Below are 11,629 nucleotides of genomic sequence, written 5' to 3'. Positions count from 1 at the left end.
GATCCGAATATGGTCGGCGAAAGGGCTGGTCCGGGGATGAAAAAAATGGCGCTGTGGCTGATTGTTGTTCTGGTAATTTTGTTTGGAGCATACATTCGTTTTGCACCATCAGACCCGGCAAAATGGCATGTGGCACCGATAGGTGATCAGGACCGTGATCTTGATGGAGGTGTCGTCCGTGTGGTCGAAACGGGGCCGGATGGCCTGATGCGGCTGGATGCGTTCGCACGCGTTTCAGACCGAACGTCAGTTCTGGCCGGGTCTGTTGATGAAGGGATGATTACCTACATCACGCGTACGAAAGTGATCGGCTTTCCGGACTACACGACAGTGCAACAGGACGGAGACACGCTTCGCATCTATGCTCGTCTCAGGTTTGGCCGGTCAGATTTTGGGGTAAACCGCGCTCGTGTTGATGAGTGGCTTGCTCTGTTGCAGCCCTGAGGACAAGCATCCCTCCTGAACCTCGCGCCACATCGGTACGTTCAGAGACATCTGGCATTGCGCCATGAACATGCGGCCATCGACCTGGAGGCAGATCATCTCGCCCAGTTCGACGCGGGTTCCGGATTTGTCGGTGCAATAGCAGTCCTGAACCTTGCCGCCGGGGCCGACCACGTCGGCCAGGGCGGGCGTTACGAGCAGTGTAAAAACAAGTATCAACCGTTTCATGTGCATTAGCCTAGCATAGTGAGGGGCCTTGACCAAAGGGCCGGATTGATAGACACCGCCCGGATGATCCCCGAAGAACGACTTGAACAGATAACCCAGCGATTCCAGTACCTCGAAGCGGCCATGGCAGATGGTGCCTCGGGTGGGGATATTGCGGCCTTGGCCAAAGAATATTCCGACCTCAAGCCGGTTGTGGATCAGATCATGGCGTGGCGTCAGCTGGTCGACGATCTTGCCGAGGCCGAGGCGATGCTGGCCGACCCAGACATGAAAGAACTGGCGGAAGAAGAAATTCCGGCTTTGAAGACCCGCATCCCCGAATCCGAACACGCCTTGCAGCTTGCGCTGTTGCCCCGTGATGCGGCGGATGCGCGTCCGGCGATGCTGGAAATCCGCCCCGGAACTGGCGGAGATGAGGCCGCGCTGTTCGCCGGGGACCTTCTGCGCATGTACCAGCGCTATTCCGAAGCGCGGGGATGGAAGTTTGAGATCATCGAAGAACAGGCCTCGGATCTGGGTGGGATCAAAGAGGTCGTTGCCCACATCAAGGGCGAGAACGTGTTTGCCCGGATGAAATACGAATCCGGCGTGCACCGGGTGCAGCGCGTGCCGGAAACCGAAAGTGGCGGACGCATTCACACCTCGGCTGCGACGGTCGCGGTTTTGCCCGAGGCCGAGGATGTGGACATCCAGATCGACGCCAATGATATTCGCATCGACACCATGCGCAGTTCAGGCGCGGGGGGGCAGCACGTGAACACAACCGACTCGGCGGTTCGGATTACCCACCTGCCGACGGGGATCGTTGTGACAAGCTCGGAGAAATCGCAACACCGCAACCGCGAGATTGCGATGCAGGTGCTCAAAACCCGGCTGTATGATCAGGAGCGTCAGCGGATCGACAGTGAACGTTCGGCGGACCGGGCTAGCCAGGTGGGGTCGGGGGATCGGTCCGAGCGGATCAGAACCTACAATTTCCCGCAAGGCCGCATGACAGACCACCGCATCAACCTGACGCTTTATAAGCTGGATCAGGTGATGCAGGGCGATCTGGACGAGGTGATAGATGCACTGACCGCTGATGATCAGGCGCGACTATTGGCGGATATGGCGCAATGATTGCGGCGCTGACAGCAGCACAGGCGATGGTTTCGGCCACGGCGCGACTGCGGGCGGCGGGTGTGGCCGACCCGGCGCGAGACGCCCGGGTTCTTTTGGCCCACGCGGCACGGATCGAAGCCAGCCGGGTCACTCTGATCGCGCCCGAAGAGCTGTCACCAGAGATTGCAGAGCGCTATGATCAGTTGATCTCGCTGCGTGCGGTGCGTGTTCCGGTGTCACACCTGTTGGGCGAGCGCGAGTTTTATGGCAGACGGTTCCGCGTCAGTCGCGATGTGCTGGATCCACGGCCGGAAACCGAAGCACTGATCGAAGCCGCGCTCAGCGAACCGTTCGATCATGTACTGGATCTGGGTGTCGGCTCAGGCTGTATCCTGATCACGTTGCTGGCCGAACGGGCCAGTGCCTCGGGCGTGGGTGCGGACCTGAGTGAGGGCGCCTGTCTGCAGGCCAGCGCAAATGCAGTGCAGCATCAGGTACAGGGTCGGGTGGAAATCCTGCAATCGGACTGGTTTCAGAATATTGATGGTCAGTTTGATCTGATCGTTTCGAACCCGCCCTACATTTCACTGCAAGAAATGGCCGACCTTTCACCAGAAGTACGCGTGCATGAACCGCGTATGGCGCTGACGGACGAAGGGGACGGGCTGGGCGCTTATCGCCGCATCGCGGCGGGTGTGCCGGACTTTCTATTGCCCGGCGGTCGCCTGTTGGTGGAAATCGGGCCAACGCAGGGGCAAAGCGTCGCGGCTTTGTTCGAGTCGGCGGGTTTGACAGCCACACGGATCGTTCCCGATCTGGACGGTCGCGATCGCGTCGTTTTTGCCAAAATGCCGCATTAATGCGGCAACCTGAGGCCGAAATACGCCGATTAATGTAAAAAAGCTGCGAATTTTTGGACAACCCCCTTGTCTGTACGCACAGGACGTGTTTACTCAACACCAGTCGGAGGGCTGACGCTGGTTCAGCGGGCCCCGGACGCCAAGCCCAAAATAGTCGACATCGCGTCACAGCTAAGCTTTTGAGCAGTGCAGGATGCGAGATGATCGACAGCGAATGACAAGGCTGACGTAAAGTAAATGAGATCTTCCAAATCCCGCTCTCGGGTCAAGAATAACCGCAACCGTCCTTCTGGGGGCAATGTCGTAAACCGGGTTTTTGACAGCTCGGGTCCCGAAGGCAAGGTGCGCGGTACGCCCCAGCAGATTATCGACAAATACAATCAGTTGGCGCGCGACGCCCAACTGTCCAATGACCGTGTGGCCGCTGAGAACTTTCAGCAGCACGCAGAACACTATCTGCGCCTGCTGAGTGAGGCACAGCGCGAAATGGAAGCGCGCCGCGAAGAGCAAGACCGCCAGAACCGCGAGCGTCAGGCCGAGCGGGATCGCGAACGCGCCGAGCGCCAGGAGCGCGAAGCTGCTGCTCGTCAGTCAGACCCGGCCGAAGCGCCGCAACCAGACGTGATGGATTTCACACCCGAGGCAGCCACCCCGGAATCCGGTTTGGTTGAGACCCCGGAGAGCAAGGATGCTGCTGCTGCGGCGGCCACCGAAGCACCGGCGAAAAAAGAAAAAGCACCGCGTCGCCCGCGTACGCGTAAGCCAAAGCCTGCGCCAGAGGGGGCAGAGGACGCGCCGACAAGTAACGGTGATGCACCTGAAGCGGCTGAGTAATTTCCGCCATAGAGTTCAGAAAGCCCCGGAGTTTGCTCCGGGGCTTTTTCTTTGCGCGTTAGCTTTTTTGAACTTCTCGGGCCAGCGCGCAGAACGCTTCGAGCGGGACTTGTTCGGCACGCTCTGTTGGTTGAATCCCAGCCGCGAGCAGGCGGTCCTCGATATCCGGCGCCACACCTTTTAGCGATGCGCGCAGCATCTTGCGGCGCTGGTTGAAGGCTGCGGCCACGACGCGCGACAGAACCCGGGCATCCGCCGGATAGCGCGGTTCGGGCAGGGCCGTCAGATGCACAACAGCGCTTGAGACCTTTGGCGGCGGCGTAAAAGCCCCGGGGGGCAGGGACATCGCAATGCGCGCCTCGGCCCGCCATTGGGCAAGGATCGCAAGGCGGCCATAGGCTTTGCCCCCGGGTTGGGCAACGATGCGTTCTGCGACTTCGCGTTGGAACATCAGCGTCAGGCTTTGCCAGAACGGCGGCCATTCGGGCGGGGTCAGCCAGCGCACCAGCAATTCGGTGCCAACGTTATACGGCAGGTTTGCGGCGATGCGGATCGGCGGGGTCAGATGCGCCAGCGGATCGATTTCCAGGGCGTCGCCGTTGATGACCTCAAGACGACCCGGATAGGCGCTGGCGATGTCGTTCAGGGCAGCGATACAGCGGGTGTCTTTTTCGACCGCAACGACCTTGCGCGCACCTTCGGACAACAGGCCACGGGTCAGACCACCGGGGCCGGGTCCGATTTCCAGCACGTCGCATTCCGTGAGATCGCCCGCCTGCCGTGCGATCTTGGCCGTCAGGTTGAGATCCAGCAAAAAGTTCTGCCCCAGCGATTTACGCGCCGAGAGCTGATGTGTCGCGATAACCTCGCGTAGAGGGGGAAGGGTGTCGATTGAACTCATGATCCGATTACCGTGGCGCGTGTCCGGGGGGGAACGCCAGTTATTTTTTGCCTCCGGCGGGGATATTTTCAGCCAAGTGAAGGATCAAGCGCTTTGTGCCATCCGTTGGGCTAGTTTCAGCGCCTCGATCAGGCTGGTGGGGTTGGCTATCCCCCGTCCGGCGATATCCAGTGCGGTGCCGTGATCGGGCGAGGTGCGAATGAAAGGCAGGCCGAGAGTCACGTTCACGCCACGGTCGAAGTCGAGTGTCTTGATCGGGATCAGCGCCTGATCGTGATACATGGCAATTGCGGCGTCATATCGGGCGCGGGCGGCAGCGTGGAACATCGTGTCCGCCGGGTGTGGGCCGGTAACCGTGCAGGTATCGCCCGGCAAATCAGATATCAGAGGGGCGATCCAGTCCAGTTCTTCATGCCCCATTTTACCGCCTTCGCCCGCATGCGGGTTGAGGCCTGCAATGGCGATGCGGGGATGGGGGACGCCAAACTGTCTGCGCAGGCCTTCAGCGGTAATGCCGATGGTTTCGCGCAGCAGGTCGGGGGTGAGCTCGGACGGGACGCGCGACAGCGGAATGTGAATCGTTGCGGGCACCACGCGAAGCTGCTCGCTGGCCAACATCATCACGACGCGCTTGCGCCCGGCCAGAGCGGCTAGAAATTCGGTATGGCCAGGATAGGCGAACCCGGCCCCGTCGATCAGGGCCTTTTTGTGGATCGGTGCAGTGCACAGCGCCGATGCGGCACCGGATTGAACTAGGGAAACACCGGTTTCGATTGCGTCGATCACACTGGGCGCATTGGATGGGTCCGGTTGGCCTGCTGCGTTTGTGGCGGGAAAGCTCAATTGCAGAACAGGCAGGGCATTCGCGCAGATATCAATGGCCTGTGCCGGATCGCTGATCCGCTGCGTAGGCGTACCTGCCGGCAGATGCGCCGCATCGCCGATATAGAAAAACGGGCAACTCGCGCGCAGTTTTGACCAGGCTTTGGCGGCGATTTCGGGGCCTATTCCAGCGGGATCGCCACAGCTAAGCGCGATGGGCGCGGTCATTGCTCGATGATCGTCGCGTCGGCGCGGAGCTGTTCAACCAGACTTTCGGCAAAGGCCTGCAGGCGCTGTTGCGTCAGGGCGTTGGCTACATCCACGCGCGTCGTGTCTTCGCCCCGGTCCAATGTGCGCGTACACAGCATCAGGAATTTCAGAGTCTGACCATTGTTTCCCGTCAGCGTCGTCGAAACTTCGTTCAGGTCCAGCTTGGACAGCTCAAGCGCCACATCGCGGGGGATCTCGGACGGGCTGGCTTCGATACGTTGCAGTACCCCGGCAGGTTGATCCTTGGCGATACCGTAGAGGTCGTCGCAGTTATCAATCTGTTCGCGCAACTCGGCGGCTTTGGCCAGGGTTTCGGCACTGCGGCCGCCGGCCATGTTGTAAATCGCGTAGTCGATCTTGGAGTAACGCGGTGCGCTGGTGCTTACTTCGCGCAATCCGCGCAGCTGGAACAAGGCGATCGCGTTGGGCAACGACAAGGGCTGTGTGATGTCGCCCGTTTTGAGACCTAGAATCACGGGTTGCAGGGCAGGGGGCAAGTCGGTCAGGTTAAGCCATTCCAAACGTCCGCCGTCATCGCGTGTACCAGCTGCCGAATACTGTGTGGCGGCAGAGGAAAACGCATCGAAACCTTCAAGCAGTGCGATCTCTTCGGCCAGCAATTCGGCTTGGGCTAAGGTTTGCGGCGTGACCGGAATAATGATTTCCGACATCAGGACTTGAAGCCCGCCACTCCCGGCCTGTCCCAAAGCTCGGTTGATCTCGTCTTCGCTCGGCCTGGCCTGCGACAGAAAGCGCGAACTGACGTAGTCGCGCCACGACAGCTGATCAGCGACGAAATCCCGTACGGTTTCGGGGGAAACGCCAGATTCGCCCAGCAATTGCAGGAACTCATCGGTCGAAAGACGGCCACGGGCTGCAAACTCATCAATGCCCACCTGAATGTCTTCAGGTGCGACCTCGATTCCTGCGTCGCGCATGGCCTGTTTGCGCAGTCGTTCGTCGATCAGCGAGTCGCGGACTTCGTCCTCGGTGGCGCCAGGGGCACCCAGAACAGTCAGGAATTGCTGGCGCTGCTGAAGTTCGTACCAGGTGACAATGTCCTGGTTGACCTTGATCGCAGGTGAAAACAGGCTCTGAGCCTGGCTGTGACCAGTGGACAGGGCCAGCAAGGCGGCAGCCAGTGCCGGTGCAACCGGCTTTAACCAACCGGAACGGACTATTCGCGAGAAACGTGAAATCAACTGCATCTTCTCTTGTACTGTTGGCCGCCACCCTCGACGGAGTAACCTGTCAGGGCAACGGTAAACCCGAATTCTGTCGAAGGCTCAATACTTGATGATGAGGTAAATCGCCTGCTGACGGTCATGTTAACTTTTACGCACTCACTCTGGTACGTGACGCCCAGCCCATAACGGATCGGTTCGGATTCGCTGAGATCATAGCGCGCATAGGCCTGCGTCAACCAGTTTTGGTCGACACGGTAACGCCCATTCATGCGGATCTCGGAAATCTCATCATCCACATTTTCCGCCGGGTCCGGTTCTTGCCAGACATAGCTGCCGGTAAGGCCGACATTCCGTTTGTTCCAGCCTGCGCGCATCTCGGCCTTTGAAAAGCTGAAATCACCGTTCAACAGTCCACGACCCGCCAAAGACCACCCATTGGCGGTTTGCAACTGACCGGCCAGCAACACGTCGGAGGCTGTGCCCTGTAGGCCCGATGTCAGGTTGAAGTTGGGATCCGCGGTCGAGCGGAAGACCTGTCCGACAGTGGCAAGTGCGCGCCAGCCATCTGCGCCATAGCGCGCCCAGTTGACCCCGAATACCGCCGTCGCGCCATCTTCGCGGCGATCCGGGGCCGGAAAGCGTGACAGGGACAACAGGTTCCCCTGGTCGAATTCCTGAAAGGTGCTTTCGTCATTGGGAACGTCCTGATCTGTCACGTTCGTCCAACCGACTTGCGCGATGGGTTCAAGCACCTGCGTGGCGCCTGACTTTTCCCGCCGGGTCATCGGGTAACGCAGGGTGAGTGCGGCGCGGGGGGCCGCGCGGGTCACCTGGTCAGGAAACTGGCTGTCATCTCGGATGTCAAAGATATCCACCGATGTACCGAACCGGGCATCAGCCCTGAGGCCCGATGCGAAAATCCAGCTGCGCATCCAGTCCGCATCGAATGTGGCACGCGCGACATCGCGGCCAACAATATCCTGATCGCTGGTACGTGTGTGATTGTGGGCCACAAAGCCCAAGCGAACTTCACCGCCGACAGAGGTTGGGAAGTAGCGTTTCTGAAAATACAGGTCGAAGATCCGCGATGGGATCACTTCCTCATTTTCGCTGTCTCGTAGGGATTTGTAATGGATGAAACTGGTGCGGAAGGCGGTATCGCGTTTGATCCGCTCAAGCGCGATTTCGCTGCGCAACCGGTCAAAATCAGGTAGGCCATAGTCCGCGAGATAAGCGTTATCCGAAGTTGTCTTCACATCAAACAAAAGGCGGAAGTCGTTGTTCAGGAAGAAATAACCGTTGGCAAAGAGATAGCCCCGATCCTCGTTCTCTTGCAGGTCGTCGCGGGTGAAAGCGCCGTTCAGCTCAATCCGGCCGCGTTTGAATGCCTGGCGATAGCGATAGCCCAGTGTTCTTGTTTTCCCCGAGATATAGGGGGTCAGCGTCAGGTCCTTGTGGTCGCCAAGCTTAAAGAAATACGGCACCTGCACGCCGGTTCCCAGCTGCGATGTGGTGCGAATCGACGGAACAAGGAAGCCTGTCGCGCGGTCCAGTGTCGGGTCGGGCAGGCGCAGATAGGGGAAGTAGAAAACCGGGAAATCCAGTATCCGGAACTGTGCTCCTTCGAAATACAATTGGCGTTCTAACTGGTCATGCGTGACCTTTCGGGCGCGGATTTGCCACAGCGGCGGTTTGCCATTGGCGCAGACATGGCAGGACGTCGCCGAGACCTTGCTGAACTGTGTGTAACGCCCCCCCGCGCGCGCAGCCTGGACCGAGGCGATCTGAACCTGCTGATCGAACACCATGCGGGCACCGATCAGCAGACCGTTCATGATTCCGTCATCCAGTTCGGCGGAATCAGCCAGCAACGTGGTTGCGCCGCCCTGATCGATGCGGACCGGGCCTTCCAGCGACAGGTTGCCGGTTTCGCGGTCATAGGTGATGCGCGTGGCCGTGACCTTGGTGTCGCCCTGAAAGGCTTCGACATTCCCTTCGGCCACCAGATTACGCTCGGGTGTGATATAGATCCGGTCGGCCACCAGCAGGGCAGGCTGATCCTCTTGCGTGGCACCCTGTGCGGCACCGGCAGCGGGTTGAGATTGCGCGAATGCGCCCACGGGCATGGTCAGTGCGACTGCACCGGACAGAAACAAACTGGCAATAAGCCGCATCAGCCGTCCTCCGCATGCAGCAAAAGGCCGAGGGACAGAAGAATGGCTGCGAAGGGCGGGGCCCAGGCCGCGACTAAGATAGGCAATTGACCGTTTTCCCCCAGAATTTGGGCAAAGTTGCGAATGAAGTAGATACCAAATCCCAGCAGGACGGCGGTCAGAACCGCGATCCCGGTGCCGCCAAATCGCACGTGGCGCATAGTGAAGGCCGCGCCGATCAGGACCATCGACATCAGAAACAGAGGGCGAGCCAGTTGGACCTGCAACCAGACCTCATATTGCTTGGTCGAAAACCCGGCTTCGCGCAGGTCGCGGATTAGTTCCGGCAGGTCATAGACCGATACGGAATCCTGATCGCCAAGCGTGTCCAGAATCCGCTGGCGTGTCAGCGATGTGGGAACCTCAAGCCGGACGTGTTCAGTGGCGTGGGTTTCTGGATTCACACCGCCTTCCAGCGCCCAGATCTTGGCATTGGTCAGGACCCATGTACCGTTCTCCAGATCGGCCTGGTCGGCCACGATCTGCTGGGTCGGTGTGCCGTCCGGGGCGAAGGTAATGATCGTCACCTGATTAAGGGTGAACCTGTCGCCGTTAGATGTGTCCTGGGCGTGGATCACGGATTGACCATTGGCCGATCCCTGCCGCAACCAAAGACCATCTGCACTGATCGACAGCGTGGATCCGCCGTTGTTTTTGTAGGATTCGGCAAGCTGTTTGTACTCTTCCGACGTGGCGGCTGCGATTGGGTTCAGCATGCCAACCGCCAGTGCGCCGATGATCAGGGCGATCACCACAGGGGCCAACAGGGCGCGGATGCCTGAACGACCGGTTGCGCGCGTCACGACCAGTTCCGAACTGCGGGCCAGACCGATAAACAACGCGATCGTGGAGAGGATGACCAGCAGCGGCAGCATTTCGCTGATCGCGGCAGGCGTATTCAGCAACGTCAACTGCAACAGCTGACCGAAGGACAGGTTTGCATCGTCAAAGCGGCGCACCTGTTCGATCAAGTCGATCAGAATCATCAGCGTCAGGAAAATGCTGCCTATGACCAGGAAACTTTGAATGAATCGGCGGGCGAAGTAGCGGTCGAGGATCACGAAGGAACTCCTGCCGAAAAGACGCGCAAACAGCCTTTGGTCGGGTGCAGACCAGAATCACCGCTGCACGCAATTGTGCGCGACAGCCTATGCCTGCTCTGTCTTGCCAAAACCTTCTCCCCCGAGCCTGTCGGATTTTTTCCGGGACTGTAGTCCAAATGCGGGCCGGGGAAAACTGCTATCTGGTCAAGCCGCGCGGCGCGGGCTAGGTCTTGGGGAACTGATTTTGAGGAGTTCGCAATGAGCAGTCTTGTACCGATCCGTTTCCAGGACCCCGACATGGATACGATGGCGCAGGCCGAAGGGCGCGTGGCCATAATCATCCCGTCCGACGGCAAAATGAACCCCGCCGCCCGTCGCGCCAACCGCCTGACCCGCGGGGCTGTGACACGGCTGGTCGAAAGCGAGCGGTTCGAAAAGGTGAAAACCGGTGACGTGATCTCGATGGCGTGGCCATCCGGCATGGCAGCCGAGGCGCTGGACGTTTTGGTTCTGCCGCGCCGTCCCGAACCGGCCGAGGCCCGCAAGGCCGGTGCCGCGCTGGCCAAGCTGGCGGGCAGCAAGGACTTGCTGGTGATGTCAGGCAATCAGGTCAAGGCCGAGGATCTGGCCATGGGCATCGCGCTGCGCAGCTATGATTTTGATGCGCACAAGACCAAGGAGTCTGATGAGGCCGGTTCGGTCATCATAACCCACCAGAAGGCGGATGAGATCGAGGCTGCGTTTGCACCGCTCTACGCGGTCGCCGACGGTGTCCGCATGACCCGCGATTTGACCAATGAGCCTGCGAATATCCTGACCACCACGGAATTTGCCGACCGGCTGGACGAGATGAAGGCACTGGGGCTTGAGGTTGAAGTGCTGGAAGAGGACAAGCTGGCCGAGCTGGGCATGCGTACGCTGCTGAGCGTCGGGCAGGGGTCGGTCAGCCCTTCGAAGGTTGTGGTGATGCAATGGAATGGCGGCGACAAAGATGACGCGCCGCTGGCATTGGTCGGGAAGGGCGTGGTGTTCGACACCGGTGGTATCTCGCTGAAACCTGCGGGTGGTATGGAAGACATGACCATGGACATGGGCGGCGCGGGTGTCGTTGCAGGCACCATGCGCGCGCTGGCCAAGCGCAAGGCCACGGCCAACGTTGTCGGACTAGTTGGTCTGGTCGAGAACATGCCTTCGGGCAACGCCACCCGTCCGGGCGATGTGGTCAAATCCATGAAGGGCGACACGGTCGAGATCATCAACACCGATGCCGAGGGCCGTTTGGTATTGTGCGACGTGATGTGGTACGCGCAAGAGCGGTTCAAGCCTGTGGGCATGGTCGATCTGGCCACCCTGACCGGAGCGATCATCATCGGCCTTGGGCATGAGAACGCGGGCGTATTTTCGAACAACGACACGTTCTGTAATGCCTTCCTGAAGGCGGCAGGGACCGAGGACGAAGGCGCATGGCGAATGCCGTTGGGCGAAGCCTATGACAAGCAGCTGAAGTCGCGGATTGCCGACATGAAGAACGTGGGCGGGCGCCCGGCGGGTTCGATCACGGCGGCGCAGTTCCTGCAGCGGTTCGTAAAAGAAGACATGCCGTGGATTCACCTGGATATTGCCGGTGTGGCTTCGGTCTCGTCCGAGACATCCTACGCCCCGAAGGGCGCAACCGGCTGGGGCGTACGCGCGCTGAGCCGTTTCGTTCAGGACAACTTCGAGTAAA

At 59.8% G+C, this 11,629-nt stretch carries 11 protein-coding genes; 5 read left to right on the top strand and 6 right to left on the bottom strand.

Annotated features, from left to right (window positions below; all coding sequences use genetic code 11):
- The first annotated feature begins 36 nt into the window (after nucleotides 1–36).
- Nucleotides 37–444 carry a DUF1499 domain-containing protein gene (locus QMP16_RS04620; protein WP_282151388.1) on the top strand — a complete coding sequence of 136 codons (408 nt, stop codon included), beginning with the start codon at nucleotides 37–39 and terminating at the stop codon, nucleotides 442–444.
- Here QMP16_RS04620 and QMP16_RS04615 read toward each other — a convergent pair.
- Nucleotides 385–672, bottom strand: coding sequence for a hypothetical protein (locus QMP16_RS04615; protein ID WP_082637102.1), 288 nt, complete (start codon nucleotides 670–672; stop codon nucleotides 385–387). The genes QMP16_RS04620 and QMP16_RS04615 overlap by 60 nt on opposite strands.
- Nucleotides 673–735: 63 nt before the next feature.
- Between QMP16_RS04615 and prfA the strand changes: the two genes are divergently transcribed.
- The 3 genes from prfA to QMP16_RS04600 all read left to right on the top strand — a co-directional run bounded on the left by prfA (nucleotide 736) and on the right by QMP16_RS04600 (nucleotide 3,467).
- A complete protein-coding gene (gene prfA / locus QMP16_RS04610) occupies nucleotides 736–1,791 on the top strand; it encodes a peptide chain release factor 1 (protein WP_282151387.1) in 1,056 nt (351 codons plus the stop codon).
- Nucleotides 1,788–2,633: a peptide chain release factor N(5)-glutamine methyltransferase gene (gene prmC / locus QMP16_RS04605; RefSeq protein WP_282151386.1), complete on the top strand. Its 846-nt coding sequence runs from the start codon at nucleotides 1,788–1,790 to the stop codon at nucleotides 2,631–2,633. The genes prfA and prmC overlap by 4 nt, the downstream gene beginning before the upstream one ends.
- Before the next feature lie 237 nt (nucleotides 2,634–2,870).
- Nucleotides 2,871–3,467, top strand: a complete 597-nt coding sequence (locus QMP16_RS04600) for a DUF4167 domain-containing protein (protein ID WP_108858419.1) — start codon at nucleotides 2,871–2,873, stop codon at nucleotides 3,465–3,467.
- Nucleotides 3,468–3,525: 58 nt separating this feature from the next.
- Here QMP16_RS04600 and rsmA read toward each other — a convergent pair whose 3' ends face one another.
- The 5 genes from rsmA to lptG all read right to left on the bottom strand — a co-directional run bounded on the left by rsmA (nucleotide 3,526) and on the right by lptG (nucleotide 9,921).
- Nucleotides 3,526–4,368, bottom strand: coding sequence for a 16S rRNA (adenine(1518)-N(6)/adenine(1519)-N(6))-dimethyltransferase RsmA (gene rsmA / locus QMP16_RS04595; protein ID WP_282151385.1), 843 nt, complete (start codon nucleotides 4,366–4,368; stop codon nucleotides 3,526–3,528).
- An 84-nt stretch (nucleotides 4,369–4,452) separates the two neighbouring features.
- Nucleotides 4,453–5,418 (bottom strand): 4-hydroxythreonine-4-phosphate dehydrogenase PdxA, encoded by a 966-nt coding sequence (pdxA, locus tag QMP16_RS04590; RefSeq protein WP_282151384.1) that lies wholly within the window; start codon nucleotides 5,416–5,418, stop codon nucleotides 4,453–4,455.
- The gene (locus tag QMP16_RS04585) at nucleotides 5,415–6,668 is read right to left on the bottom strand and encodes a peptidylprolyl isomerase (protein WP_058277601.1); all 1,254 of its coding nucleotides are present in this window, start codon (nucleotides 6,666–6,668) and stop codon (nucleotides 5,415–5,417) included. The genes pdxA and QMP16_RS04585 overlap by 4 nt, the downstream gene beginning before the upstream one ends.
- Nucleotides 6,659–8,821 (bottom strand): LPS-assembly protein LptD, encoded by a 2,163-nt coding sequence (locus QMP16_RS04580; RefSeq protein ID WP_282151383.1) that lies wholly within the window; start codon nucleotides 8,819–8,821, stop codon nucleotides 6,659–6,661. Before QMP16_RS04580 ends, QMP16_RS04585 begins: the two co-directional genes overlap by 10 nt.
- Entirely contained in the window at nucleotides 8,821–9,921 is a 1,101-nt protein-coding gene (gene lptG, locus QMP16_RS04575; protein WP_282151382.1) for an LPS export ABC transporter permease LptG, read from the bottom strand. Before lptG ends, QMP16_RS04580 begins: the two co-directional genes overlap by 1 nt.
- Before the next feature lie 240 nt (nucleotides 9,922–10,161).
- Between lptG and QMP16_RS04570 the strand changes: the two genes are divergently transcribed.
- A complete protein-coding gene (locus QMP16_RS04570; RefSeq protein ID WP_282151381.1) occupies nucleotides 10,162–11,628 on the top strand; it encodes a leucyl aminopeptidase in 1,467 nt (488 codons plus the stop codon).
- Nucleotide 11,629: the final 1 nt, after the last annotated feature.

The sequence above is a fragment of the Ruegeria atlantica genome (assembly GCF_947495585.1).
Classification (GTDB): Bacteria; Pseudomonadota; Alphaproteobacteria; order Rhodobacterales; family Rhodobacteraceae; genus Ruegeria; species Ruegeria atlantica_G.
The sequence above is the reverse complement of the archived record's forward strand: the minus strand, read 5'-3'. Positions and strand labels throughout refer to the sequence as shown.